Origin of the sequence: Amycolatopsis sp. NPDC051061 (assembly GCF_040682935.1) — a bacterium.
GTDB lineage: Bacteria > Actinomycetota > Actinomycetes > Mycobacteriales > Pseudonocardiaceae > Amycolatopsis.
Window position 1 is genome coordinate 52,800 of the sequence record NZ_JBFBBZ010000030.1, and the last position, 24,867, is coordinate 77,666.

Genomic DNA, 24,867 nt, shown 5'->3' on the forward strand with positions numbered 1-24,867 from the left:
TGCGGGATTAAACCGACCCGGCGGATGGTTGACGAGGGTGTGCGGGACAGGTCCCGCAGGAAGGACGGCTCGCCATGAAGGTCCGCAGCTCGATCCGCTCGCTCGCCCGGCAGCCGGGTGCCCAGGTGATCCGCCGGGGCGCCAAGGTGCTGGTGATCAACAAGGACAACCCGCGCTCGAAGGCCCGCCAGGGCTGACGCCCGGCGCCAGGAGGGGAGACGGCCGAGCCGCTCACCGCGCCGCGGGTGCCCGATCCTCCGCGCGGCCGAAGCGCATCACTCCGTCGTCCACGCGGGTGAACCGCATGTCGGCCAGATCCAGCAAGTAGTTCTGGCGCATCATCCAGGGCCGCCTCTCACCCTGCTTCGGCAGGCCGGGGGCGGCCCTCTTGATGTACCCCGACGCCAGGTCCACGATCGGGCGCGGCCGCCCCGCCGTCGAAGCCGAAGCGGCGTCCGGGGCGCAATACGCATACCCGCGCCGATCCAGGTACCCGAGCAGCCGGCACACGTACTGGGACGTCAGATCCGCCCGCAGCGTCCACGAGTTGTTCGTGTAGCCCACGCACCACGCCAGGTTCGGGACGCCGCCGAACATCATCCCCTTGTACGCCCGCTGCTCCCCCGGCTCGATCGCGCGCCCGTCGACCGTCAGCGCGATCCCGCCGAACGCCACCAGCCGAAGCCCGGTCGCCGTCACGATGACGTCCGCCGGCAACGACCGTCCCGACTCCAAGAGAACGCCGGAAGCCGTGAACCGCGCGATCCGGTCCGTCACGATGTCCGCCTTGCCCGAGCGCAGCGCCCGGAACAGGTCCGCGTCCGGCACCAGGCACAGCCGCTGGTCCCACGGGTCGTACGACGGCACGAAGTGCGGGTCCACCGGGATCGACGCCGGCAGCTGCGCCGCCACCCGATCCCGTAACGCCTGGGCCGCGCGGCGAGGCAGCCGCCGCATCAGCTGGAAGAACAGCGTCCCCATGACCACGTTCTTGCCGCGCACCATCCGGTGCGCGAGCTTCTCCGGCAACAGCGCCCGGATCCGGTCGGCGAGTGCGTCCTTCCCCGGCCGCGCCACGATGTACGAGGGCGAGCGCTGCAGCATCGTCACCCGCGCGGCCTGCGCGGCCATCGCCGGGACCAGCGTCACCGCCGTCGCGCCGCTGCCGATCACCACGACCTGCTTGCCCGCGTAGTCCAGCGAAGCGGGCCAGTGCTGCGGGTGCACGATCTCCCCCGCGAACTCCGACCGGTCCGGGAAGTCGACGACGTGCCCGCTGTCGTAGGAGTAGTAACCACTGCACAGGTACAGGAACCGGCAGGTGAACGTCGCGCCGTGCTCGGTCGAGACCGTCCAGAGCGCGTCCGACGACGACCACGAGGCCCGCACGACCCGGTGCCCGAAGCGGATCCGATCGACGACCCCGTGGGCGGCGGCCGTCTCCTGGATGTACGACAGGATCGACGGGCCGTCCGCGATCGCCTTCGGGTCTTTCCACGGGCGGAACGGGTAGCCGAGGGTGAACATGTCCGAATCGGACCGGATACCCGGATAGCGGAACAGGTCCCACGTGCCGCCGATGGTGTCGCGCGCCTCGAGCACGGCGTACGTCTTGCCCGGCAGCCGCTCCTGGAGCCGGCAGGCCGCGCCGACGCCGGACAGGCCGGCGCCCACGATCAGCACGTCCAGGTGCTCGGCGGGGGTCATGAAGTCCAGCCTAACCGAGGTGGGGACCCCGCCGGACCGGGTCGGGGCACCGGTCCGGCGGGGAGGACCACTTACCCAGGCACGACCTTCGTCGCGCCGAACGAGCCCTTGAGCGGCACCACCACGGACTTGCCGTGCACGGTCACCGTGACGCTGTCCTGTGTCTGCGTCGGGTCCGAAACCGCCAGCACGCGCCGGTACCCGGACCTCCCGATCGCGACCGACGCGGGCCCGGAGACGCGCACGTCGCCGACCGAACCGGCCGCGAAGAAGTTCGCCAGCAGCGTGTCGCCGACCTGGACGGCCTGGACCGTCGCGGTGTTGGCCCGCACCTGCCACGCCCAGGACGCGGCGACCGTGCCGAGGACCGACGCCCCGGGCAGCACCGCGTACGCGTACTTCGCGTCCGTCGGCTGCGCGCCGTGCTCCAGCACCAGCTTCTGGTAGCGACGCGTGTTCGGCGTCGTGGTGCCCTTGGTGTTGGCGCCCGTGTCGATGTCGCGCCACGCGCCGGTGCGGTCCTCGCGCAACGCCGTCACCGAAGCGTCGTCCAGGAGCACGTATCCGCCGACGTTCTCCAGGTGCACCCAGTGCGGCCGCCGCAGCGCGGAGGCTTTCCCGAGGTCGGTCGCGACGCGCCGGAAGTCCGCGGTCAAGGCACCGCGACCGCCTTCGCCGAGGTTGCGGTTCTCGATCGTCGTGCGCACCTTCGCCGCCGAGGTGCCGGTGATCCCCGCGCCGAGGCAGACGATCCCGGACGGCGTGAAGAACCACGACTTCTTGGCGACCAGCGACCCGTCCCAGGACTTGAAGTCGAACGCGTAGGTGCCGTGCTTGTCGTCCCAGCGGACGCCGCCGGTGTGCGGGTTCGGGCCGACCGGCACGTTGCCGAACTTCGGGTCCACCGGGCCGTCGTTCTCGGTCGTGCCCGGCAGCAGCAACGGGTCGACGGTCGGCCAGTAGGCGTCGGTGTAGTGGCCCTTGGCGTTCGGCAGGAACGTGTAGAGCACGCCGTCGCCGACGTAGTAGCCCTTGAGGTTCTGGCCGTTGATGGACTCGTAGCGCGAGATCCGCGTCGAGCTGACGCCCAGCGACGCCGACCAGTCGTCGGTGACGTGCACCATCCGGTCCTGCTGGCCGAAGTCCCGGTGCGTGGCGACGACCCGCGCGGGGCGCGCGCCCGAGGCCAGCATGTCCTGCGCGAACTCGATGCCCGGCGTCGCCACCAGGTCCGGGCCGGGCGCGAACCGCTCCGGGTCGGGGATCTTCAGGAACGGCGCGTAGGTGCCTTCCTTGATCCACTTCGCGGCGAGGGCGTTGAGGTCGGTCTTCGTCTTCCCCGACGCCGTGCGGGCCAGCACGAGCGTCGCGACCGTCAGCTGGTGGCCGATGTCGTGCCCGGTCTCGCCCTGCCGCGACAGCATCCGGCCGCGGACCGGCTCCATCAGCGCGCCCGCGTAGACGAACGGCGCGAAGCTGTCCGCGACCAGCGCGTAGATCTTGTCCTTGAGCGCCTGCGGCAACGCGAACCCGGTGCCCGCCGTGACGTGGATGGCGCCGGCGAGCGCGGTGAGCAGGACGATGCCGTAGTGCCCGGGGTACGGGATGGTGTCGTGCTGGATGAACGAGCCGTCGACGTGGAAGCCGTCGCCCGCCGCGCGGTCCAGCTTGGCGACGACGCTCGCCGCTCCTCCGCCCGCGACGTCGGTGAGGGCGTCGATGCCCGTCTTGATCCACGCCGTGTCGCCGATCAGCGCGCCGGCGACGATCGAGATCAGGGCCTTGTCCGCGCGGTTGGCACCGGTCTCGACGACCGCGGTGTTGTTCGCGCGGACGTTCGGGTTGCCGACGAACCGCTTGATCGGGCTGACGTACCGGGCCAGCTCGTCGGCGGTCAGCTGGTCGGCGACCACCGAAAGCGTGTGCAGCACGTAGTACGGGACGCCGATCTCGTAGGTGTACCAGTTGCCGATCTCGCCGACGTCCGGGTTGTACTGGCTCGCGTGGATCAGCTCGAGCGCCGCCTTGATCCGGTCGAGCACCACCGGGTCGCCGGACAGGGCGCCACCCGGCGTGCCCCAGTCGACGGCGATCGCGCGCAGCCGGGCGTACATCGACGTCGTGTAGTCGCTGCCCGGGCCGAGCGGCAGGTCCGTCCACAGTGGAGCGCCACCGCCGGCGACGGACAGGCTCGCGTTGTACGCCTTGGCGACGCGACCCAGGTTGGCCAGCGCCTCGGTGCGTTCCGGCGACGGCCGGTTGATGCCGGACTGCAGCTGCCGGTAGGCCGCGACGATCGGCGCGGTCGCGGCCGGCGCCCCGGTCGCGGCCGCGGGGCCGGCCGCGGGTGCGGCGCCGGCGACGAAGGCCGGGCGGGTCAGGAGCACGGTGGAAGCGGCCGCCAGGGCACCACCGCGCAGGGCATTTCTCCGGTTCACGGGCATGACGACGACTCCCAGGATCAAGACAGCCTTGGCTTGCGGGGAAAGGGATTCAGTTGTGCGGCGGCGGATTCGGTTCTCGGCACCGGAAACTGTCGGTGCCGGGCGATAGAGTGGAAACGGGGGGCGCCCCCGCGGGATCAGCGGGTCAGCGGGAGCCGTTGGTGCGGCGGGGCAGCTGCCAGGGGTTGGCCTCCTGCAGGGGTTCGGGCAGCAGGGCGTCCGGGAAGCCCTGCCACGCCAGCGGGCGCAGGAAACGCTCGATCGCGGCGGTGCCGACGGACGTCGTGGTCGGGGCCGTCGTGGCCGGGTACGGGCCGCCGTGCTGCTGGGCCCAGCTCACCGTAACGCCGGTGGGCCAGTCGTTCCACAGCAGCCGGCCGGCGATGCGGGCCAGCGCCGGCAGCACCGGCCGGATCCAGTCCACATCGGACTCCTCGCCGTGGATCGTGGCGGTGAGCCCCGGTTCGATGACGTCGAGCAGGCGCAGCAGCTCGGCCTGGTCGGCGTAGGTGACGATCAGCGACGCCGGCCCGAAGCACTCCTCGTGCACCGCGTCGCCGCCTTCGAGGAACTGCTTGCCGGTGGTCGCCAACAGGGTCGGCGTGAAGGCCGGCGATTCCGAAGCCGACTCGGACACGACTTCGACGCCGGGCACCTCCCGCAGCTGCGCCAGCTTGTCGGCGTACCCGGCGGCGATGCGGTCGTTGAGCATCGGCTGGGCCGCGGCGCCGTCCAGCGCCGAGCGAAGCGTCTCGGTCAGGTTGTGGTCCTCGGGCAGGAACAGCAGGCCCGGCTTGGTGCAGAACTGGCCGGCGCCGAGGCTGAACGACCCGGCGTAGCCCTTGGCCACGGCTTCCCCGCGCGCGGCGATGGCGGCCTCGGTGACGACGACCGGGTTGACGCTGCCGAGCTCGCCGTAGAACGGGATCGGCCGCGGCCGCGCGTTCGCGATGTCGAACAGCGCCCGCCCACCGGGGATGGAGCCGGTGAACGACGCCGCCGCGATCCGCGGGTCCTTCAGCGCGGTGACGCCCTCGTCCTGGCCGAAGATGACGTCGAAGATGCCTTCGGGCGCACCCGCGCCGACCAGCGCTTCGCGCACGACCCGGCCGGTCAGCGCGGACAGCTCGGGGTGGCCGGGGTGGGCCTTGAGGATCACCGGGCAGCCCGCGGCGAGCGCGGACGCCGTGTCGCCGCCGGCGACGCTGAACGCGAACGGGAAGTTGCTGGCCGCGAACACCAGCACCGGGCCGATCGCGGTCTTCACGCGGCGGATGTCCGGGCGCGGGCCCATCGGCCAGTCCGGATCGGCGTGGTCGACGGTGGCGCCGAGGTACTCGCCGTCGGTGAGCACCTCGCCGAACAGGCGGAGCTGGAACGTCGTGCGCTTCAGCTCGCCGGCCAGCCGCGGGGTGGCGGGCAGGTGGGTCTCGCGGTGCGCGAGCGGGACGAGGTCGTCCGCGGCGGCGTCGAGGGCGTCGGCGGCCGCGACCAGCCAGCGGGCGCGCTCGGCCGGGGTGGCCGCGGCGGCGGGGCGGGCGGCCGCGGCGGCCCCCGTCAGGATCTTCTCGAGCGTGGCGGTGTCAGTGGCCTGGCTCATTTCGGGTACAGCTCCTCAGTGCGTTTCGTGGGCGGCGGCGGTGGCCGTGCCCAGGTCGCTCCAGCGACCCGGACCGGCCAGTCCGAGGTGGTACAGGTGCAGCTCCGCGGCGCCTGCCTTGGCCAGCTCGCCGACGTACCCGGCGATGTCCGGCACCGGCGCGGCGGCGACCGCGGTGATGTAGCTGCCGATCGCGACCCGGTCGGGCAGCGCTTCCCTGGCCGCCGCGACGGCCTCGGCGCCGGTGGCGGGCGCCCACCCGAACAATACGACCGCGTCGACGTCGTCCGCAGCGGACGGCGTCAGGCCGGGCAGCGCGCCGGTGACCCACGGGTCGAGCGCGCCGTGCAGCACGACCCGCGTCCCCTCGGGCAGCTGGGCCAGCACCGCGGCCCGCAGCTCGTCGGTCGCCTTCTGCCGGGTCCGCAGCAGCAGCTGGGTCAGCGACGGCGGCAGGTCGTCGGCCGTGACGCCCAGGTCACCGGTCGCGACCAGCCGCCGGACCTCCTCGACGAGCTGGGCGCGGACGGTTTCGGCGTCGAGATCCCACGAAGAAGCGCAGGCGTCGCAGCAGCAGATCGACAACAACCGGGCCACCGCGGGCGCCCAGACGCCGTCGGTCTTCTCGTGCTGGTGCTGGTGCACCGCGCCGAGCGGGCCGCAGGCCTCGAGGATCACCGACGACAGCTCGAGCCCGGCGACGGCTTCCGCGGTCAGCGTCGCGGCGTACTCGCGCACCGCGGGCTGCGACGGGCACAGAGCCCAGGGGTAGGCCTCGCCGAAGCAGTTGCGCACCACGACGTCCGGGTGCTCGTAGCCGAGCTGGGAGTTGTGGGTCAGCACGATCCAGGCGGCCGCCGGGATCCCGGCTTCGTTGAGGAGCCGGACAGCGTCACCCCCACTGTCCTCCGACGACACCCAGTCCGGAGTGGACGGACGCAGTGAGCCCCAGGCCTCGGACCGCAAGGGCCGGTAGAAGGCCGCGTGCCGCGCGACCACAGCGGTGTGCGAAGCCGACCACGGCGTCGCGGCGCGAGCGCTGTGGTACGACAGCGCCACGGCCACCTCGTCGACGCCGAGATCCCGGGCGCGCGCGGCGAACCCGGCCTCCAGGACGTCCCAGGGGTAGGCGTATCCCGTCACCTTCACCGGATCACCACCTCGCCGTGTTCGGCTCGAAGCCCTCGACGTACTTGCGCATGTAGGTCACGTCGTCCCGCTTGGTCAGTCCACATCGGACGTAGTTCTCGTGCAGCCGGGCCAGCGCGTCCTCGTCCAGCTTGACGCCGAGGCCCGGGGCCGGCGGCACCGCCACGGCACCGTCGCGGAACTCCAGCACGCCGGGCTCGATGACGTCCTCGACCTTCCACGGCCAGTGCGTGTCGCAGGCGTAGGTCAGGTGCGGGGTCGCCGCGGCGACCTGCACCATCGCGGCCAGGCTGATGCCGAGGTGGCTGTTGGAGTGCATCGACAGGCCGACGCCGAAGCTCTCGCACGTCGTCGACAGGGACTGCGTCGCCCGCAGACCTCCCCAGAAGTGGTGGTCCGAGAGCAGCACGCCGATCGCGCGCGCCCGGAAGCCCGGGTCGATGTCGCCGAAGTTCACCACGCACATGTTGGTGGCCAAGGGCATCGACGCCTTTTCGGCCACCCGCGCCATGCCCTCGATGCCCGGTGTCGGGTCTTCGAGGTACTCCAGGACGCCGTCCAGCTCGGCCGCGACCCGGATGCTCGTCTCGACCGTCCACGCGGCGTTCGGGTCGATCCGCAGCGGGTGCCCGGGGAACGCCTCGGCCAGCGCGCGGATCCCCTCGACCTCCTGCGCGGGCTCGAAGACGCCGCCCTTGAGCTTGATCGAGCGGAAGCCGTACTCGTCGATCATCCGCTTCGCGGAGCCGACCAGCGTCTCCGGTGTGGTGATCTCGCCCCAGGAGTCTTCACGGCCGTCGACGTGCTTGCCGTACTTGTAGAACAGGTAAGCCGAGAACTCGACGGCGTCGCGGGCCTTGCCGCCGAGCAGGTCGGTGATCGAGCGGCCGAGGTACTGCCCCTGCGCGTCGAGGCACGCGACCTCGAACAGCGAGTAGACGCTCGCGACGGTCTTGCGGATGGAGAAGCCGCCGATCAGCCCGTGGGCGTCAGTGAGGACCGTGTCCGAGAGCGCCCGCGCGACCAGCCGCTGCAGACCGGGCAGGTCGAAGACGTCGTGGCCGCGCAGCTGCGGCAGCACCTTGCGCACCTCGCCGAGGAACGCGTCGTCGCCGTAGGACTCGCCGAGCCCGACGATGCCGTCTTCGCACTTGACCTGCACGACGCTGCGCAGCGCGAACGGCTCGTGCACGCCCATGACGTTGAGCAGCGGCGGGTCGGCGAACGCGACCGGCGTCAGCACCACATCGAGGATCTTCATCAGCCCAGCGCCTTCAGCGTGACGAAGCCGTCCTCCACGACCTTCTCGAGCCGGTGGATCTGCTCCGGTGTCGGCTCGACCAGCGGCGGCCGGACCGGGCCGACCTTGTCGCCGCGCAACCGGGCGGCGGCCTTGACCAGGGACACGGCGAAGCCGGGCGTCTCGTCCCGCAACGCCACCAGCGGCAGGTAGAAGCCGGTCAGCAGCGCGTCCATCACGCGGGTGTCGCCCTCGCCGAGCGCGCGGTGGAAGCGGTGCGCGATCTCGGGCGCGAAGCAGTGCACGGCCGAGGAGTAGCGGGCGACGCCGATCGAGGCGTACGCCTTGGCCGAGACCTCCGCGGTCGGCAAGCCGTTGAAGAACAGGAAGTTCCGCGCCCGCTCGGTGTCCAGCGACCGGATCGTGGTGACGATCCGGGTCATCACCTCGACGTCGCCGTAGCCGTCCTTGAGGCCCACGATCGAGGGAATCTCCAGCAGCGAGGCCGCGGCCGGCGCGCCGAACACGCCGGTGCCGCGGTGGTAGACGATCACCGGCACCGACGAGTCGCCGACGGCGTAGCGGACGAAGTCGACCAGCCCCGCCTGCGGCCCGGAAACGAGGTACGGCGGCAGCAGCAGGACGCCGTCGGCGCCCCCGGCCTGGGCCGCCGCGATCCCGGCCCGGGCCGCCGCCGCGCCGCCGCCGGCGCCCACCCAGACCGGGACGCGGCCGGCGGCCACCTCCCGGGACCGGGTGAGCACCGAGGCGTGCTCGGCGGGCGAGAGCGAGCTGAACTCGCCGGTGCCGCACGCGACGAACAGCGCACCGGCGCCGGCCGCGATGTGGCTCTCCACGTTCTCCGCGAGCGCGTCGAGGTTGACCTCGAGGTCCTCGGTGAACGGGGTGAGGGGGAACGCCAGCAGGCCGTCCAGCTCGATCTCGTTCTGTGCCATCAGTTTCCGCTCTCTCGTCCTTCTTCGGTTTCGGCCGGGTGTGGCCAGCGTCAGGCGGGCACGGCCGTGCCTTCCTTCGTGCGGTCGACGTCGTCGTCGGTGTTCACGGTGTCGACGATCTCATCGGCGACCGCGCTGCGCTCGGGCGCGATCAGGCCGAGGCCGACGTACAGGGCGAGCGAGACCAGGATCGGCGTCGCGACGAGCACCGTCTGGTTCGCGTTGAAGACGTAGTAGCAGAGACCGTAGTCGAGCAGGCCGCCCGCCCAGGAGATCAGCGCCGCGCGCGGGCCGCACTTGCGGAACCACGGCAGCATGCCCAGCAGCAGCGGGATCGAGATCGGGCCCATCAGCGCGGCGACCCAGTTGACGACGATCTGCAGCACGCCACCGAGGTTCTGCGCCTGCGTGGCCACGAGCATCGTCAGCGCGACGAAGATCACCGTGGTGATCCGCGCCGCCTTGAGGCCCTGGACGTCGGTCCACTGCCGGGTGCGGCGGAACATCGCCGGGATCATGTCGCGGGTGATCACCGCGGAGATCGCGTTGGCGTCGGAGGAGACCATCGCCATGGTGTGCGAGAAGATCCCGGCCAGCACCAGGCCGATCAGGCCCGGCGGCAGGAACGTGGTCGTCATGATCGCGTAGGACTGCGTGGGGTCCTTGACGCCCGGGATGAGCAGCGGCGCCGCGAACATCGGGAACATCAGCACCAGCGGCCACACGAGGTACAGCGCGGACGAAAGCCGCGCGCTGCGCCTGGCCTCGTGGGTGTTCGGCGCCGCCATGTAGCGCTGCGCCAGGTTCCACATGCCTCCGTTGTACTCCAGCGTCTTCACGAGCACGTAAACGAGCAAGAAGATGGTGGTGTACTTGGACGTCACCGGGTCGAGGTGGTTTTCGGGCAGCTTGTCCCACATCGTCCAGAGCGCGGAGATCCCGCCCAGCTTGCCCAGCACCACCACGATCATCACGATCGCCGCGATGCCCTGGATGACGAACTGGCCGAAGTCGGTGAGCGCGTCGGCCCACAGGCCGCCGATGGTGCAGTAGACGAGGGTGACGGCGCCGGTGATGAGGATGCCGAGGTTGTAGTCCAGGCCGGCGAAGACGTGCAACAGCGTCGCGACGGCGAACCACTTGGCCGCGATGTCGAAGATCTTCAGCAGGCTGCCGCTCCAGGCGAGCGCCTGCTGCGTCGGCACGTTGTACCGCTTCGCCAGGTACTCCAGCGGCGAGGCGACGCCGAGCTTCGAGCGCAGCCGGTTCCAGCGGGCGGCGAACAGCCAGCTGCCGATGCCCACGCCGATGCCGATGCTGGCGAAGCCCCAGAAGTACACGGTGACGCCGCTGGTGTACGCGACGCCCGCGTACGCGACGAAGAGCACGGCGCTGTAGCCGGACATGTGGTGCGAGATGCCGGCCAGCCACCAGGGCATCTTGCCGCCGGCCGTGAAGAAGTCCTTCACATCGCTCACCCGTTTGTGCGACCACCAGCCGATCACGATCATCAGCGCGAAGTACGCGCAGACCATCGTCCAGTCGAGTGCGTGCACCGCAGGCTCCTTTCCGCGTCCACGGTGATGCGGTCTCGAAGGAGATGTTCACATCCATGAACGGAGTCTGTTATAGTGATTATGTTCATCCATAAGAACGTTGTTCGGGACGCTAATATGGCCGGAGTCACAAGTCAACGGCCGGACGGAGGCGCACAAATGCCGCAGAAGGTGGACAACCTGGACGCCCGAGTGGACGGTGCCCCCGCCGAATCCTCGGGAGTGAAGTCCGCGCGGCGCGCGGTCGACCTCATCGAGACCTTCGCGGCGAATGACGTCTGGCTGTCTCTTTCGGACCTGCACGCGCGCACGGGCTTCCCGCGCTCGTCGCTGCACGGCCTGCTGCGGACGCTGCTGGAGGCCGGCTGGCTGGAGGCGGACGCCAACACCGCCCGCTACCGCCTCGGCGTACGCGCGCTGATCTGCGGCACGGCGTACCTGGACCGCGACGCCGTCGTCCCGTTCGCCACCGAAGCCCTGGAGCGCATCCGGGAGAAGACCGGCTTCACCGCGCACTTCGCGCGGCGCAACGGCACCGAGGTCGTCTACCTGGAGACGCGCGAGTCGCAGCGCTCCACGCACCTCGTCTCGCGCGTCGGACGCACGCTGCCCACGCACGCCACCGCGCTGGGCAAGGCGCTGCTGGCCGAGCTGACGCAGGAGGAGATCGAGGCGCTGATGCCGGCGTCGCTGACCGCGCTGACGCCGAACACCATCACCACGCTCGAAGGCCTGCACGCCGAGTGCGCCGCGACCCGCGAGCGCGGGTACGCCGCCGAGATCGAGGAAGGCACCCTCGGCGTCCGGTGCGTCGCCGCGGTGATCCCCTACCGGATCCCGGGCACCGACGCGATCAGCTGCTCGATGCCGATCTCCCAGGTGACCGACGCCGACGCGCAGCGCGTCGGCGAGCTGCTCGCCGAAATCACCGCCGAGCTCGGGCAGCAGCTGCGCCGGGCCGGTATTCGCTGACCGCCGCCTTTACCGAGAGGAATCCCATGACGGACCAGCGTGTGCTCATCACCGGGTCGGCGGGTGTCGTCGGCACCCTGATGCGCCCCCGCTTGAAGCGCGACGGCCGCGTGCTGCGCCTGCTCGACCTGGCCCCGCAGACGGCATCGGACGCCTCCGAAGAGGTCGTGACGGCGTCGGTCACCGACCCGGCGGCGATGGCGTCGGCGTGCGAAGGCGTCGACGCGCTGATCCACCTCGGCGGGCACAGCCGCGAGAACACGTGGGAAGCGACGCTCGACGTCAACATCAACGGCACGCACACGGTGCTGGAAGCCGCGCGGTCGACGGGGATTTCGCGGGTGATCCTGGCTTCCAGCAACCACGCGGTCGGCTTCCGCCGGAACGACTCCGATCTGCCGGCGGACTCTTCGCCGCGGCCGGACACGTACTACGGCGTCAGCAAGGCGGCGATCGAGGCGCTGGGGAGCCTGTACCACTCGCGCTTCGGCATGGACGTGATCGTGATCCGCATCGGCTCGTGCTTCGAGACGCCGTTGCCGCTCGGCCCGCGCGGCCTGACGACGTGGCTCTCGCCGGACGACGGCGCCCGGCTGTTCGAGGCTTGTCTTTCCGCGCCGTCGCCGGGGTACCGGCTGATCTGGGGCGTCTCGGACAACACGCGCCGGATCTACTCCTTGGCGGAGGCGGAGGCGCTGGGCTACAAGTCCCTGGACGACGCGGAGGTGTACGCGGAGCAGCTGGCTTCCCGCCCCGCGCCGACCGGGGCCGCGGCCGAGTACGTCGGCGGCCCGTTCTGCACCGCTCCCCTGGGCGTCTTCAACCCGCTCTGACGAAGTTCGTGAAGGCCACCTTGAGGAAGTTAGAGTTCCTGTTTTGTCTCGGTTGATCTGTCGCAGGGTTGTCTCGGTTGTTGTGACACATGTTAGGCGGCCGGGGTGAGTTTGCCCTGGTAGGTCTTGGTGTGGTCGAGGTGGATGTAGCCGATCGGGTCACCGTCGTTGGTGTAGGCGGTGGCCCGGTCGTGGTCGGCGACGATGGTGATGGTCTGTGCGGCGTGGGCGGTGCCGATGCGGATGCGGTGGCCGCGGCCGAGGTTGATGGTGCCGTTGTCGCTGACTTTGAGCTGGTGGATGGTCGCGTCGTCCTGGACGGGCAGATGCTGGGGGCCGCCGAGCTGTTGCGCGGTGGCCCAGATGTCGTGCGGGGTGCGGCGGCCGAGCGCGCTGTGCCGGCGGCGGGTGTTGTAGTAATCGCGGTAGGCGTCGAGCAGGGTCTGCAGGTCGGCCAGGGTCGCGGGCTGGACGGGCTGGCAGGCGAGCCAGCGTTTGAGGGTCTGGTGGTGGCGTTCGACCTTGCCGCAGGTTTGCGGGTGATACGGGCTGGAGTGGATCAGGCGGCTGCCCCAGCCGGTGACGGTGCAGGTGAATGCCGAGGGTTTGGTGTTGACGCGGTGCCGGGAGGTGAACGCGGATCCGTTGTCGGACAGCACAATCGCCGGTGCGCCGCAGGCGTCCTTGGCGGCGGTGACCGCGGCGATGGCCGCGGCCGAGGTCTCAGACACAGCGGCGTGGCAGGCCACCAGCAGCCGGGTGCAGTCATCAAGCACGTCAAAGACCACCACTGTCGTCCCGTCGGCGAGGACGACCTCGGTGGCGTCGATCTGGTAGCAGTCCCGCGGCCGGGCATAGGCGAAGCGGCGCAGCGAGGCTTTCGGTCGTTTCTTCGGGTTGCGTTCGAGGAGGCCGGCGCGGGCCAGGATCCGGTTGATCGTGGCTCGTGCCGGCACCTGCCAGCCCCGCGCGTCCCAGCCCTGCTCGAGGGCCAGCACCTGCAGCGCGTCCCGGATCGGGTCAGCGCCGTTGTCGGGGATCAGCTCGGTGCGCAGCCGCACGATCTGGGCCACCACCGGTTCCGGCGTCGCATGCGGGGAGGTTTTGGGCCGCCGCGACCGCTCCCGCCACTGGCCCTCGGCAAGGATCCGGGCACGGTGCCGATAGAACGTCCGCCTATCGACACCGTTGACCCGGCACCACTCCGACACGTTCCCCAGCTTCGCCTGAACCGCCAACGTCGCGTCCATCAGCAGCATCTTCGCCCGTTTCCGCGTCATGGCCAGCAACCACAACGCTGATCAAGCGACAGACCCCGAATATCACCCGACCCGGGTGTGTCACATGCCGAGAGACACAAACTGTGTCACATCAGCTGGGACTCAACAGGAAGTTAGAGTTCCTGAAGGTGGCCTTCACGGCTTTGGTACTAGTACCTTCGCGGCTTCCCGGCTGAGCGGGCCGTCGCCAGGGTGGCGCCATGATCTTGAAATCCCGCCGCGCGCGGAAGTGGACCATCGTCGTGGCGTGCGTGCTGGTCGTCGTCCTCGCCGCCGCGTTCACGCTGTTCGAAGTGTCGAAGTCGCGGACCTTCCAGTTCTTCGGCACCCTGGTGAACCGCGTCGAGACCACCGAGAAGATCGTCGCGCTCACCTTCGACGACGGACCCGACCCGGACGGTACGCAAGTCATCCTCGACACGCTTCGCAGTCGTGACGTGCCCGCTACCTTCTTCCTCATCGGCCGGGACATCGCCGCGCACCCCGATCTCGCGCGCGCCATCGCCGCAGCGGGGCACGAACTCGGCAACCACAGCTTCAGCCACGAGCGGATGATCGGCGTGACACCGGCCTGGGTCGCCGACGAGGTCGAGGCCACCGACGCCCTCATCCGGGCCTCGGGCTACACCGGCGAGATCCTGTTCCGGCCCCCGAACGGCAAGAAGCTCTTCGCGCTGCCGCACTACCTCGCCGAACACAACCGCACCACGATCACCTGGGACGTCGAACCCGACTCCGAGGGCATCCCGGACGCCGCCACCGTCGAGCGCACCACGCTCGACCAGGTCCGCCCGGGCTCGATCGTGCTGCTGCACGCCATGTACGGCTCGCGCGAGCAGACGCGGCAGGCGATCGGGCCGGTCGTCGACCAGCTCAAGCTGCGCGGCTACCGGTTCGTGACCGTGTCGCAGCTGCTGGCAGCTCGACACTGACGACCCACTCGCCGTCCCGCGGCCCGTGCGTCAGGGCTCCCCCGGCCGCCGCGGCCTGCTCCGCGAGCCCGGCCAGTCCGTAACCCCCGCCCGCGCGCGGACTGCCTTTCAGCGGGTTGCGCGCGGTGATCGTCACCCGGTCGCCGGTTTCGACGTCGAACCGGAGACGGGCACCAGGACCGTTGTGCCGCAAGGCGTTCACCGCCGTCTCCGCGACGAACCGCTCGGCCAGCTCGCGCACCGGACGCGGCAGGGCGGGCAGCACCGGGTCGCGCTCGAGGACCAGGCCCGCGGTGCGCAGCCGGGCCAGCACCTCGGCGAGGTCCGGCGCCCGCTCGGAGTCGTCCCGGAGGTCGTCGAGCGTGCGCCGGACCAGCGTGAGGGCACCGCGCCCGGCGGCCAAGAGGGTGTCGAGGCGTTCGCGGTCGGCGTCGGTCAGGTCGCCGACCGCGCGCAGCGTCTCCGCCTGCACGAGCATCACGGCCGTGGTCTGGGCGAGGGTGTCGTGCAGCTGCCGGGCCGCGCGCTCGGCCCGGTCGGCGAGCGCGCGCCGGCGTTCGGCGCCGAGCAGCCAGGCGACCGCGCAGATCGTGAGGGCCAGGACCGTGCCGTCGAACGGACCCTTCGCCGGGAACACGGCGCCGCCGACGACGAGCGCCGCCGCGGCCGCGAGCCACCGCCGCGGGGTGCTGTAGAGCGCGAGCAGCACCGGCACGTACATCGTGTTGCGCGGCTGGTCGAGCAGCAGGTGCCCGGCCGTCGCGAGGGTGACGGCCACCAGCACGGCGGCCGGCGCCCGGCGCGACCACAGCAGCGGGACCAGCTGGACGGCGCTGAGCAGCGCCGCGACCCAGCCCTGGTGCGGGGTCCAGGCCCCGCCGGCGAAGAACACCGCCGCGGCCGCGGCCGTCGTGACGAGGGACTGGCGCATGCGCCCGACACTAGAGTGCGAGCATGATCCGGGTTCAGGTCGTCGACGACCACGCGCTCGTGCGCGAGGGCATCGCCCTGATCCTGGGCGCGCGGCCGGACCTCGACGTCGTCGCGCAGTACGCGAGCGGGCCGGAACTGCTGGCCTCGCCCGTGGAAGCCGACGTCGTCCTGCTCGACCTCTACCTGCCCGGCATGGACGGCCTCGAAGTCCTGCGCCGGCTGCGGACCCCGGCGCCGCGCGTCCTGATGCTGACCACGGTCGGCCGTCCCCGCGAGATCCGCGAAGCGCTCACCGCGGGCGCGGCCGGGTTCGTGCTCAAGGACTCCTCCGGCGACGAGCTCGCGGCCGCCGTCCGCGCCGCGCACCAGGGCGTGACCGCGCTGAGCCCGGCGGCGGCCTCGGCACTGAGCGGCGGCGGCGCGCTGACCCCGCGCGAACGCGACGTCCTGGAGCTGCTCGGCGAAGGACTGTCCAATCGGGACATCGCGACGCGGCTGCGGCTGGCCGAGCGGACGGTCAAGGCGCACGTCGGGAACGTGCTGGCCAAGCTGGGTGTCACCAGCCGCACGCAGGCGGCGCTCGTGGCCAGGGACCGGTGAACTGGCTCCCGGCTTGGTGCGCGGAGCACCTGGGCAGCGTCCCGGGCGAGGTGCTGTTCGAGCGCACCTCGCTCTCGGCGGTCGTCGGGCTGCGGCTGGCCGACGGCCGGGAAGTCGTGGTGAAGGCTGGCCACGGACCTGCCGTGCGTGCTGGGCCACGCCGACTTCGAAGCGCAGAACCTCCGCTGGCACGACGACATCCGGGCCGTGCACGACTGGGACAGCCTGGCGTGGCAGCCGGAGGCGGCGCTGGCCGGCGCGGCGTCCGGGGCGTTCGCCAGTGACTCCCCGCCGACGCTCGCCCCGATCGGGAGTTCCGCCGCGTTCCTCGCGGCCTACCAGGACCTTCGCGGCCGCCGGTACACCGCGGAGGAGCAGGAGGTCGCATGGGCGGCGAGCCTGTGGGCGGCGGCGCACAACGCCCGGTGGGAAGCGCTGCACGGCGATCCCCCCGTGTCCGGCGACGCGGTCCGCGCGCAGGCGGCCGAACGCCTCCGCCGCGCGAACGCGTGAGCCGGGGTTCACCCCTTGACGTAGCGCGTCAGCATCGCGACCAGCTCGGTCTCCAGGCATCCGGTGTCCACCGGCTCGTGGTCGGCCACGAGCTGGTGGATCACCAGCTCGACCGTCGTGACGATCAGCCGGGCCGCCGTCTCGGTGTCGGTGACCCGGACCTCGGGGTGCTCGTCCAAGAGCGCCCGCAGGTACGCGGCCAGGTCCGTCTTGAGCCGTTCGACCCGCTCGAGGACGTCGTTCGACTTCGGGGCCTGCTCCAGCAGCACCCGCAGCAGCCGGGGCTCGTCGAGGTGGCTCTCGATCGCGCCGCGGACGAAGAGGCGGAAGATCTCCTCGATCGGTCCCGGTAGCGCTTCGCGCTGGACACGCTCGGCGATCGCCGCGCCGTCGTCGAGGTGCCGGACGAGCAGCTCGGCGAGGATCGCGTCCTTGTTCGGGAAGTACTGGTACAGCGAGCCGATGGAGATCCCGGCCCGCTCGGCGATGCGGTTGGTGGTGCCGGCGGCGTAGCCGTGCTCGCCGAAAACGTGAGCAGCCGCGGTCAGGATCCGCTGCCGGGTCAGCTCGGCGCGGACCTGCCGCGGCTGTTTACGTGGCTGGATGCGGCGCTGGTCCGACGACACGTCGCTCCCTTCGGCGCGTCTCGAAAAGCGAGTAGCGCAAGACCTGAATATTTGCTCATAATTATGCCATGACCAGCACAAACACGCTGAACACGCGGTACCGGCGGGTCTCCATGGCCGAGGTCCGGAGCCGGCTGGGCGCCCCCGAAGAGATGATCGAGGGCAAGAAGCTCGACCACGTCGACAAGCACGCCCGCCGCTTCATCGCCCACGCTCCGTTCCTCGCCCTCGCCTCGGCCGACGCGGCGGGCCGCACGGACTGCTCACCCCGCGGCGACTACCCGGGTTTCGTGAAGGTCCTCGACGAGCACACGCTCGCGCTGCCCGACCGGCCCGGCAACAAGATCGCCGACTCGTTCCGCAACATCGCCGAGAGCGACGGCGTCGGCCTGCTCTTCCTCATCCCCGGCCTGCGGGAGACCCTGCGCGTCAACGGACGCGCGTACGTCACCGACGACCCGGACGTGCTCACCCGGATGCGCACCGAAGCCAAGGCGCCGATGCTGGCGATCATCGTCGAGGTCGCCGAAACGTACTTCCACTGCGGGCGGGCGCTGCTGCGGTCGCGTCTCTGGGACCCGGCCAGCCAGGCATTGGCCGCGGAGCTGCCGTCGGCCGGCGAGATCGTCACCGACCAGCTGGGCGTGGCCGTCGACCCGGCGGTGTTCGAGCAGATCCTCGAAGACAGCTACCGGAAGTTGTACTGACCATGCAGAAAACAATGCTGGACCGCGTCGAGCGCGTCGCCGACGACGTCGTCTCGCTGGTGCTTCGCGGTGACGAAGGGCCCCTCGAAGCGTGGGAGCCGGGCGCGCACGTCGACCTCGCGCTGCCGAACTGGCTGACGCGGCAGTACTCGCTGTGCGGTGACCCCGGCGACCTCTCGGCGTACCGGATCGCGGTCCGGCTCGATCCGCTGAGCCGGGGCGGCTCGGAGTACGTCCACTGGTACCTCCGCCCGGGCCGCACCCTCGAGGTTTCTTCGCCGCGCAACCACTTCCCGCTGCGGCCCGCATCGGAATACCTGTTCCTGGCGGGCGGGATCGGGATCACGCCGATCGTGCCGATGCTGCGGGCGGCCGTCTCCGCCGGGGCCGCCGCTTCGCTCGTGTACGTGGGGCGCTCGGCTTCGACCATGCCGTTCGCGTCGGAACTCGTTGCCGCGTATGGCGAACGCGTGCGGCTGTTCTCTGGCGGACGGCCGGATCTCGCTGACTTCGTGAATTTCTCGGGTGCGGTCTACTGCTGTGGGCCGGCGTCGATGCTGGCCGCGGCGGAGGCGGTGTTCCCGCGGGTGCACGCCGAACGCTTCCAGCCCACGCGGCGCGTCTTCGGGCCGGACGAGCCGTTCGAGGTGGTGTGCGCGCGGTCCGGGGCGACGATCCGGGTCCCGGCCGACGAGTCCCTGCTCGACGCGTTGAACCACGCCGGGCGGCCGGTGCCCTCGGGGTGCCGCGAAGGCGTCTGCGGGAGCTGTGAGCTGTCGGTTCTCGAGGGCGAACCCGAGCACCGCGACGAAATCGGCGCGCCTGCGGGGCGGATGTACGCGTGCGTGTCACGGGCGTCGTCGCCGCGGCTCGTGCTGGACGTCTGATGATGATCACTCTCGAAGTCCTGGCGAACACTGCGCCCAGCCCGGCGTTCCGGACCATCACGCTCGGCGGTCCCGGGGTGGCGGACCTGGAGGTGGCGGGCGACGACCAGGCCGTGCGGCTGTTCTTCCCGCGCGTCGGCCAGGCCGGGCTGCGGATGCCGACCCTGGACAACGAGGGCTGGATGGCCGAGCCGCCCCCGGCTGACCCAGCCGGACGACACGCGTACCGGGATGGACGACACGCCGCTCGTGGCTGTGTCGTCCGGCTGAGTACGCGAGTCGTCCGGCCGGGTTCGCGTACCATCGCGGGCAGCCTCGACGTCGAGGAGGCAGGCGTGGGCGAACTCGGGCTGACCGACACCAACGGTATCCTCGCGCTGCCCTGGGTCCGGCCCGAACGGACCAGCGCCGGGCTCGGCTGGGACCGGGTCTACGTCTCCAAGCAGCGGGAACGTCCCTACCGCGCCGAGTTCGCGGCGGCCCGCAGCCACCAGCTGATCCTGCACCTCGACGGCCCCGTGACGGTCCGGCGCGGCATCGGGACCCCGCGCGAGCGCAGCCGGCGGATGCCCGCCGGCGGGCTGTTCCTGCAACCGTCGCACGCCGATCTGTCGGTCGAGCTCGGCGGGGAGCTCGAAACCGTGCACGTGTACATCGCCGACGACGCCGTGCAGGAATCCGCCGGCGAGCACGCGCCCGTCCGGCTCGCCGAGGAGCTCGGCAGCTCCGACCCCCTGCTCGAACAGCTGGTGCTCAGCCTCGACGGCGTCGTCCGCGACTGGGAGCCGGGCGCCCGCACCTACGCCGACCAGCTGGGCGCGCTCATCGCGGCGCAGCTGGTCCGCCGCCACCGCGCCGGCCCGGCCCCAGAGCCCGCCCCGGCGCGCGGACTCTCCGACCGGCAGTTCGCGCGGGTCCGCGACCTGATGGCCGAACGCCTGGCCGAGCCGGTGCCGCTGGCGGAGCTGGCCGCGCTCGCCGGGCTGAGCGTGAGCCAGTTTTCGCGGCAGTTCAAGGCCCGCACGGGCCTGCCCCCGCACCGGTTCCTGCTGCGGCTGCGGGTCGAGCAGGCGGGGCTGCTGCTGCGCACGGGCGACGACCCGATCGCCGAGATCGCGGCCCGCTGCGGCTTTTCCCACCAGGAGCACTTGACGCGGGTGCTGCGAGCCCAGCTCGGCACCACGCCAGCGGCGCTGCGCCGGGCGGGCTGACACGCGCTTTTCGTGCCGCCCCGCAGCACGAACGTGCAGGACCGCGCCCCGCCACAGCCGGATACTCCCCCGCATGACCTCGTTCACCTACGCCGCGAACCCCGTTCGGGTGGTCTTCGGCCGCGGCACGCTCAGCACCCTCGGTGACGAGGCCCGCCGCCTCGGACTCCGGCGCGTCCTGCTCGTCAGCAGCCCCCGGTACGCCGGGCAGGCCGCCGACGTGCTCGGCCCCCTGCTGGCCGCGCGCTTCGAAGACGCCGCCATGCACACCCCCGTCGACGTCACCGAGCGCGCGCTCAAGGTCGTCGCCGAGCACGACGTCGATGGTGTCGTCGCCGTCGGCGGCGGCTCGGCCACCGGGCTGGCCAAGGCGATCGCCCTGCACACCGACCTGCCACAGCTGATCGTCCCGACGACCTACGCGGGCTCCGAGCTCACCGAAGTCCTCGGTCAGACCGCCGACGGCCGCAAGACCACGCAGAAGACCCCGAAGGTCCGGCCGGAAACGGTCCTCTACGACGTCGACCTCACGCTCGGGCTGCCCGTGCCCTTCTCCGCCGCCAGCGGGCTCAACGCGCTCGCCCACGCCGTCGAGGCCCGCTACGCCCCGGACGCGAACCCGATGACCGATCTGCTCGCGGCCGAGGCGACAAGGCTGCTCACGAGCGCTCTGCCGCGCCTGGCGCAGGATCCGTCCGATGTGGACGCTCGCACCGACGCCCTGCGCGGGGCGTGGCTGGCCGGCACCTGCCTCGACGCCGTCGAGATGGGCCTGCACCACCGGCTCTGCCACCTCCTCGGCGGCAAGTTCGGCTTGCCGCACGCAGAAACGCACGCCGTCCTCCTCCCGTACGTCATGGCCCACAAAGGACTTGCCGACGCCGGCGACGTCTTCGAACTTGCGCACTGCCTTCCGATCCCGCACTCGCTGGCCGAGCTGGGGCTCACCGAAGCCGACATCGCCGGCGAGCCGGAGGCGGACCTGCTCCGCCAAGCCCTGAACGGCACCCGCCCGGCCGCGCCCCCGAGCCTCAAGGCGCTCACGAAACAGGTCGTCGACAGCTTCGCCGCCGCGCCGGACCGCGTCCGCGAGCTCCTCACGGACCTGGTCGAGACGCTGCACGGCTACGCGATCCGCACCGACCTCACGCAGGACGAGTGGGAGTACGCGATCGGCTTCCTGACCCGCGCCGGCCACCTCACCACCGACACCCGGCAGGAGTTCATCCTGCTGTCGGACACCCTCGGCGTGTCGAGCGTCGTCGACGTCCTGACCAACTCGCGCACGCCCGACACCACGCCGTCGGCCGTGCTCGGCCCGTTCTACGTGGACGGTCCCCCGGAGACCCCGCAGGGCGCCGACCTGGCCGAGGGGCTGCCAGGCACTCCACTGTGGACCGACGTCCGCGTCACCGACACCGACGACCAGCCCGTCCCGGACGCGATCGTCGACGTCTGGCAGTCCAATGAGGACGGTTTCTACGACGTCCAGCTGCCCGACGTCGACGGCCCGGTGCTGCGCGCCCGCTTCCGCACCGACGCCGAGGGCAGGCTGCGCTTCCGCACGATCGTGCCGAGCGCGTACCCGATCCCCGCCGACGGCCCGGTGGGGCAGATGCTCGACGCCGTCGGCCGGCACCCGTACCGGGCGCCGCACGTGCACTTCATGATCGCCAAGCCCGGCTACCGGACGCTGATCACCCAGCTGTTCGTCGCCGGGGGCGACTACCTCGACTCCGACACCGTGTTCGGCGTCAAGGACGGCCTGATCGTCGACTTCGCCGAGCGGCCCGGGGAAGACGGGCGCCGGCTCGAGTTCACCTTCCGCATCTCAGGGAGCAGCGAATGAGCTATGACACCGACGTCATCGTGGTCGGCAGCGGGCCGGCCGGCGGATCCGCCGCGCTGCTGCTCGCCACCTACGGCGTGCCGACCGTGCTGGCCACCAAGTACGGCTGGACGGCCAACACGCCCCGCGCGCACATCACCAACCAGCGCACCATGGAGGTGCTGCGCGACCTCGGCGTCGAGCAGCAGGCCCTGGCCGTCGGCACGCCGCCGGAGCTGATGGGCGACACCGTCCTCTGCACGTCCCTGACCGGGCCGGAGATCGGCCGCATCGCGAGCTGGGGCACCGGTGACGCCTCGGCGGCCGAGTACGGCGCGGCCAGCCCGTGCCACATGATCGACCTGCCGCAGACCTACCTCGAGCCGATCCTGGCGAGCGAAGCCGCCGCGCGCGGCGCGAAACTGCGGCTGGACACGGAATTCCTCGACTTCACGCAGGACGAAGACGGCGTCACCGCGCGGTTCCGCGATCGCGTCCGCGGCGACGAGTTCACCCTGCGCGCCAGGTACCTCGTCGGCGCGGACGGCGCGCGCAGCCGCGTCGCCGAGCAGGCCGGCCTGCCGATCGCCGGGCAGACCGGCAAGGCGGGCAGCATGAACATCACGTTCACCGCCGACCTCACGCCGTACGTGGCGCACCGCCCGAGCGTCCTGTACTGGGTGATGCGGCCCGGCGCGCACCTCGGCGGGATCGGGATGGGCCTGGTCCGGATGGTGCGGCCGTGGAACGAATGGCTGCTGACCTGGGGTTACGACATCGAGCAGGCCCCGCCGGAGGTCGACGTCGAAGAGGCGACGCGGCTGGTGCGCGACCTGGTCGGCGATCCTTCGCTGGCGGTCGAGATCACCTCGACGTCCCTGTGGACGGTCAACCACAACTATGCGACGGAATACCGCGGTGGCCGGGTGTTCTGCGCCGGGGACGCGGTGCACCGGCACCCGCCGTCCAACGGGCTGGGCTCGAACACCTCGATCCAGGACTCCTACAACCTCGCGTGGAAGCTCGCGATGGTGCTTCGCGGCGAAGCGGGCGAAGGGCTGCTGGACAGCTACAGCGCCGAGCGGGCGCCGGTCGGCAAGCAGATCGTGGACCGTGCGAACCTGAGCCGCGACCAGTTCGGGCCGATCTTCGCCGCGCTGGGCATCAGCGGCGACACCGACGCCGACGGCATCACCGCCGGGCTCGAGACCTGCCTCGCGCCCACGGCCGAGGGCGCGCTGAAACGGCGTGAGCTGGAGAAGGCCATCGAGCTGAAGCACTACGAGTTCAACGCCCACGGCGTCGAGATGGACCAGCGGTACGCCTCGGGCGCGGTGCTGCCGGACGGGGTCGTGGCTTCATCGGAGCGGGACGCCGAGCTGTTCCACCGGCCGAGCACCGAGCCGGGAGCGAAGCTGCCCCACGCGTGGCTGGTCGGCCCGCACGGGCGCCGGGTGTCCACTTTGGACCTCGTCGGCGGCGGCCGCTGGACCGTGCTGACCGGCCTGACCGGCACGGCGTGGCGCGACGCGGCGGCCAAGGTGGGCGCGGAGCTGGGCCTCGACCTGCGCGCGGTCCGCGTCGGCGACCCGGAAGGCCGCGACGCGTACGGCGACTGGTCCCGCCTCAGCGGCATCGACGAGGACGGCTGCCTCCTGATCCGTCCGGACGGCTACGTCGCCTGGCGCCACCGCACAGCCGACGCCGAAGCGGCGAAGTCCCTCCTGAGGGCCCTGAAGTCGCTCCTCGACCGTGAGTGAGGGGTCGACACGCGTGATCAGGAGGTCGACACGCGTGATTGAGGCGACGACACGGCGAGGCCGGCCGCGGTAGCTCGTGTCGACCCTCAAATCACGCGTGTCGACCCTTCAATCACGCGTGTCGGCTCTTCCTTCACGGGGTGGTGACCTGGGTGAAGGTGACCGGGATCTTCGGGGGTCCGCTGCCGTCGCCGATGCCGGGACGGGCCGGGTCGATGCCGCCGCGGGCGACGTTGTCCAGGACGCCGAGGCCCGCGTCGTCGATGCTGCCGAACACCGTGTACTCCGGCGAAATCTGGACGTTGCCGAAGACCAGGAAGAACTGGGACCCACCCGAGTCGGGCTCCGCCGTCTTCGCCATGGCGAGGACGCCGCGGCCGTACGTCAGCTCGGGGAACACCTCGTCGCGGATCGTGTAGCCGGGGCCGCCGGTGCCGTCGCCCACCGGGTCGCCGCACTGGAGCATCTGCAGCCCGGACGTCACGGACAGCCGGTGGCACGCCGTGCCGTCGTAGAACCCCTGTTTCACCAGGCTCAGGAAGTTGACCACGGTGCAGGGGGCGAGCGCGCGGTCGAGCGTGAGGCCGATGTCGCCGGCGCTCGTGGCGAGGGACACCCGGGCCGTGCCGGACGACGACGCCGGGCCGTCGGGCGGCGGGGCGACCTTCTTCGGCGCCGGCGAGGCCGGGTCCGGCGTGAAGGCGCACGTCACCGGGTCGGCCAGGGGTTTCGTGCGCTTCGGCAGCGGGGCCCGCGCGCCGCCCGGCTGCGCCGCCGGGACACTCGGGACGGTGGTCACAGGAGTCGGCGACGCGACCGTCGCCGACGTGGCGGGCGAGGTCCCGATGGCGCCCTTGGCGTCCGGCTCGCGCAGGAACCCGGGGTAGCCCCAGGCCAGGAAGGCCAGCGCCATCAGGATGACGACGACGACCGAGCCGACGATCAGCACGATGGCGGCGGGCGACGTCTTCTTCGGCGGCACCGGCGGCTGCCACTGCGGGTACTGGGAGAACTGCTGGTAGGGCTGGTGCGGCCCACCCGCGGCGTACCCCGGCGGCTGGGGCGGTGCCCCGTTCGGACTGTCCCAGCCCGGCCGCTGCCCCGGCTCGCTCATCCCCGCTCCCCTCGTCAGG

Annotated in this window: 22 protein-coding genes; 11 read left to right on the forward strand and 11 right to left on the reverse strand. The window is 71.5% G+C overall.

Annotated features, from left to right (window positions below):
- Positions 1-74 precede the first annotated feature (74 nt).
- Positions 75-197 carry a ribosomal protein bL36 gene (locus AB0N03_RS33750; protein WP_364380247.1) on the forward strand — a complete coding sequence of 41 codons (123 nt, stop codon included), beginning with the start codon at positions 75-77 and terminating at the stop codon, positions 195-197.
- Positions 198-231: 34 nt separating this feature from the next.
- On the opposite strand, the gene AB0N03_RS33755 is transcribed toward AB0N03_RS33750, so the two are convergent.
- The 7 genes from AB0N03_RS33755 to AB0N03_RS33785 form a co-directional block, all read right to left on the reverse strand.
- Positions 232-1,707, reverse strand: coding sequence for an NAD(P)/FAD-dependent oxidoreductase (locus tag AB0N03_RS33755; RefSeq protein WP_364380248.1), 1,476 nt, complete (start codon positions 1,705-1,707; stop codon positions 232-234).
- Positions 1,708-1,778: 71 nt separating this feature from the next.
- Positions 1,779-4,151, reverse strand: a complete 2,373-nt coding sequence (locus AB0N03_RS33760) for a polysaccharide lyase 8 family protein (RefSeq protein WP_364380250.1) — start codon at positions 4,149-4,151, stop codon at positions 1,779-1,781.
- Between the two features lie 145 nt (positions 4,152-4,296).
- Positions 4,297-5,751, reverse strand: coding sequence for an aldehyde dehydrogenase (NADP(+)) (locus tag AB0N03_RS33765; protein WP_364380252.1), 1,455 nt, complete (start codon positions 5,749-5,751; stop codon positions 4,297-4,299).
- Between the two features lie 15 nt (positions 5,752-5,766).
- Positions 5,767-6,900 (reverse strand): hypothetical protein, encoded by a 1,134-nt coding sequence (locus tag AB0N03_RS33770; RefSeq protein WP_364380254.1) that lies wholly within the window; start codon positions 6,898-6,900, stop codon positions 5,767-5,769.
- A 4-nt stretch (positions 6,901-6,904) separates the two neighbouring features.
- Positions 6,905-8,161: a glucarate dehydratase family protein gene (locus tag AB0N03_RS33775; protein WP_364380256.1), complete on the reverse strand. Its 1,257-nt coding sequence runs from the start codon at positions 8,159-8,161 to the stop codon at positions 6,905-6,907.
- Complete coding sequence (locus tag AB0N03_RS33780; protein WP_364380258.1) at positions 8,161-9,096, reverse strand: 5-dehydro-4-deoxyglucarate dehydratase; 936 nt, start codon at positions 9,094-9,096, stop codon at positions 8,161-8,163. Before AB0N03_RS33780 ends, AB0N03_RS33775 begins: the two co-directional genes overlap by 1 nt.
- A gap of 50 nt (positions 9,097-9,146) precedes the next feature.
- Positions 9,147-10,652, reverse strand: coding sequence for a sodium:solute symporter family protein (locus AB0N03_RS33785; RefSeq protein ID WP_364380260.1), 1,506 nt, complete (start codon positions 10,650-10,652; stop codon positions 9,147-9,149).
- A 159-nt stretch (positions 10,653-10,811) separates the two neighbouring features.
- Between AB0N03_RS33785 and AB0N03_RS33790 the strand changes: the two genes are divergently transcribed.
- Both AB0N03_RS33790 and AB0N03_RS33795 read left to right on the forward strand, forming a co-directional pair.
- A complete protein-coding gene (locus tag AB0N03_RS33790) occupies positions 10,812-11,624 on the forward strand; it encodes an IclR family transcriptional regulator (protein ID WP_364380262.1) in 813 nt (270 codons plus the stop codon).
- Between the two features lie 26 nt (positions 11,625-11,650).
- Positions 11,651-12,457 carry an NAD(P)-dependent oxidoreductase gene (locus tag AB0N03_RS33795; protein WP_364380264.1) on the forward strand — a complete coding sequence of 269 codons (807 nt, stop codon included), beginning with the start codon at positions 11,651-11,653 and terminating at the stop codon, positions 12,455-12,457.
- A gap of 92 nt (positions 12,458-12,549) precedes the next feature.
- Here AB0N03_RS33795 and AB0N03_RS33800 read toward each other — a convergent pair whose 3' ends face one another.
- Positions 12,550-13,707 carry an integrase core domain-containing protein gene (locus AB0N03_RS33800; protein WP_364380266.1) on the reverse strand — a complete coding sequence of 386 codons (1,158 nt, stop codon included), beginning with the start codon at positions 13,705-13,707 and terminating at the stop codon, positions 12,550-12,552.
- A gap of 230 nt (positions 13,708-13,937) precedes the next feature.
- Here AB0N03_RS33800 and AB0N03_RS33805 point away from each other — a divergent pair, with 230 nt between their 5' ends.
- On the forward strand, positions 13,938-14,669 hold the full coding sequence (locus AB0N03_RS33805) for a polysaccharide deacetylase family protein (protein ID WP_364380269.1): 732 nt from the start codon (positions 13,938-13,940) through the stop codon (positions 14,667-14,669).
- Here the strand turns inward: AB0N03_RS33805 and AB0N03_RS33810 are convergent.
- Positions 14,611-15,600 carry a histidine kinase gene (locus tag AB0N03_RS33810; RefSeq protein ID WP_364380272.1) on the reverse strand — a complete coding sequence of 330 codons (990 nt, stop codon included), beginning with the start codon at positions 15,598-15,600 and terminating at the stop codon, positions 14,611-14,613. The two genes, AB0N03_RS33805 and AB0N03_RS33810, sit on opposite strands and share 59 nt — an antisense overlap.
- Before the next feature lie 23 nt (positions 15,601-15,623).
- Here AB0N03_RS33810 and AB0N03_RS33815 point away from each other — a divergent pair, with 23 nt between their 5' ends.
- Together AB0N03_RS33815 and AB0N03_RS33820 are read left to right on the forward strand one after the other, a co-directional pair.
- Positions 15,624-16,202 carry a response regulator transcription factor gene (locus tag AB0N03_RS33815; RefSeq protein WP_364380275.1) on the forward strand — a complete coding sequence of 193 codons (579 nt, stop codon included), beginning with the start codon at positions 15,624-15,626 and terminating at the stop codon, positions 16,200-16,202.
- 147 nt (positions 16,203-16,349) lie between these two features.
- Entirely contained in the window at positions 16,350-16,715 is a 366-nt protein-coding gene (locus tag AB0N03_RS33820; RefSeq protein ID WP_364380278.1) for a hypothetical protein, read from the forward strand.
- A gap of 8 nt (positions 16,716-16,723) precedes the next feature.
- Here AB0N03_RS33820 and AB0N03_RS33825 read toward each other — a convergent pair whose 3' ends face one another.
- On the reverse strand, positions 16,724-17,341 hold the full coding sequence (locus tag AB0N03_RS33825; RefSeq protein ID WP_364380281.1) for a TetR/AcrR family transcriptional regulator: 618 nt from the start codon (positions 17,339-17,341) through the stop codon (positions 16,724-16,726).
- 68 nt (positions 17,342-17,409) lie between these two features.
- Here AB0N03_RS33825 and AB0N03_RS33830 point away from each other — a divergent pair, with 68 nt between their 5' ends.
- From AB0N03_RS33830 to AB0N03_RS33850, 5 genes are all read left to right on the forward strand, one after another.
- Positions 17,410-18,048, forward strand: a complete 639-nt coding sequence (locus AB0N03_RS33830; RefSeq protein ID WP_364380284.1) for an MSMEG_1061 family FMN-dependent PPOX-type flavoprotein — start codon at positions 17,410-17,412, stop codon at positions 18,046-18,048.
- A gap of 2 nt (positions 18,049-18,050) precedes the next feature.
- Complete coding sequence (locus AB0N03_RS33835; RefSeq protein WP_364380286.1) at positions 18,051-18,935, forward strand: PDR/VanB family oxidoreductase; 885 nt, start codon at positions 18,051-18,053, stop codon at positions 18,933-18,935.
- Positions 18,935-20,146, forward strand: coding sequence for a helix-turn-helix domain-containing protein (locus AB0N03_RS33840; protein ID WP_364380289.1), 1,212 nt, complete (start codon positions 18,935-18,937; stop codon positions 20,144-20,146). The genes AB0N03_RS33835 and AB0N03_RS33840 overlap by 1 nt, the downstream gene beginning before the upstream one ends.
- 73 nt (positions 20,147-20,219) lie before the next feature.
- On the forward strand, positions 20,220-21,995 hold the full coding sequence (locus AB0N03_RS33845) for a maleylacetate reductase and hydroxyquinol 1,2-dioxygenase domain-containing protein (protein WP_364380292.1): 1,776 nt from the start codon (positions 20,220-20,222) through the stop codon (positions 21,993-21,995).
- Complete coding sequence (locus tag AB0N03_RS33850; RefSeq protein ID WP_364380295.1) at positions 21,992-23,734, forward strand: FAD-dependent monooxygenase; 1,743 nt, start codon at positions 21,992-21,994, stop codon at positions 23,732-23,734. The genes AB0N03_RS33845 and AB0N03_RS33850 overlap by 4 nt, the downstream gene beginning before the upstream one ends.
- A gap of 133 nt (positions 23,735-23,867) precedes the next feature.
- Here AB0N03_RS33850 and AB0N03_RS33855 read toward each other — a convergent pair whose 3' ends face one another.
- Complete coding sequence (locus AB0N03_RS33855; protein ID WP_364380298.1) at positions 23,868-24,848, reverse strand: peptidylprolyl isomerase; 981 nt, start codon at positions 24,846-24,848, stop codon at positions 23,868-23,870.
- Positions 24,849-24,867 lie beyond the last annotated feature (19 nt).

Coding starts and splice junctions, on each gene's coding strand:
- AB0N03_RS33830 (WP_364380284.1), top strand. CDS start 17,410: ATGACCAGCACAAACACGCTGAACACGCGGTACCGGCGGGTCTCCATG.
- AB0N03_RS33805 (WP_364380269.1), top strand. CDS start 13,938: ATGATCTTGAAATCCCGCCGCGCGCGGAAGTGGACCATCGTCGTGGCG.
- AB0N03_RS33765 (WP_364380252.1), bottom strand. CDS start 5,751: ATGAGCCAGGCCACTGACACCGCCACGCTCGAGAAGATCCTGACGGGG.
- AB0N03_RS33755 (WP_364380248.1), bottom strand. CDS start 1,707: ATGACCCCCGCCGAGCACCTGGACGTGCTGATCGTGGGCGCCGGCCTG.
- AB0N03_RS33775 (WP_364380256.1), bottom strand. CDS start 8,161: ATGAAGATCCTCGATGTGGTGCTGACGCCGGTCGCGTTCGCCGACCCG.
- AB0N03_RS33780 (WP_364380258.1), bottom strand. CDS start 9,096: ATGGCACAGAACGAGATCGAGCTGGACGGCCTGCTGGCGTTCCCCCTC.
- AB0N03_RS33835 (WP_364380286.1), top strand. CDS start 18,051: ATGCAGAAAACAATGCTGGACCGCGTCGAGCGCGTCGCCGACGACGTC.
- AB0N03_RS33750 (WP_364380247.1), top strand. CDS start 75: ATGAAGGTCCGCAGCTCGATCCGCTCGCTCGCCCGGCAGCCGGGTGCC.
- AB0N03_RS33810 (WP_364380272.1), bottom strand. CDS start 15,600: ATGCGCCAGTCCCTCGTCACGACGGCCGCGGCCGCGGCGGTGTTCTTC.
- AB0N03_RS33850 (WP_364380295.1), top strand. CDS start 21,992: ATGAGCTATGACACCGACGTCATCGTGGTCGGCAGCGGGCCGGCCGGC.
- AB0N03_RS33845 (WP_364380292.1), top strand. CDS start 20,220: ATGACCTCGTTCACCTACGCCGCGAACCCCGTTCGGGTGGTCTTCGGC.
- AB0N03_RS33790 (WP_364380262.1), top strand. CDS start 10,812: ATGCCGCAGAAGGTGGACAACCTGGACGCCCGAGTGGACGGTGCCCCC.
- AB0N03_RS33815 (WP_364380275.1), top strand. CDS start 15,624: ATGATCCGGGTTCAGGTCGTCGACGACCACGCGCTCGTGCGCGAGGGC.
- AB0N03_RS33840 (WP_364380289.1), top strand. CDS start 18,935: ATGATGATCACTCTCGAAGTCCTGGCGAACACTGCGCCCAGCCCGGCG.
- AB0N03_RS33800 (WP_364380266.1), bottom strand. CDS start 13,707: ATGGACGCGACGTTGGCGGTTCAGGCGAAGCTGGGGAACGTGTCGGAG.
- AB0N03_RS33760 (WP_364380250.1), bottom strand. CDS start 4,151: ATGCCCGTGAACCGGAGAAATGCCCTGCGCGGTGGTGCCCTGGCGGCC.
- AB0N03_RS33855 (WP_364380298.1), bottom strand. CDS start 24,848: ATGAGCGAGCCGGGGCAGCGGCCGGGCTGGGACAGTCCGAACGGGGCA.
- AB0N03_RS33795 (WP_364380264.1), top strand. CDS start 11,651: ATGACGGACCAGCGTGTGCTCATCACCGGGTCGGCGGGTGTCGTCGGC.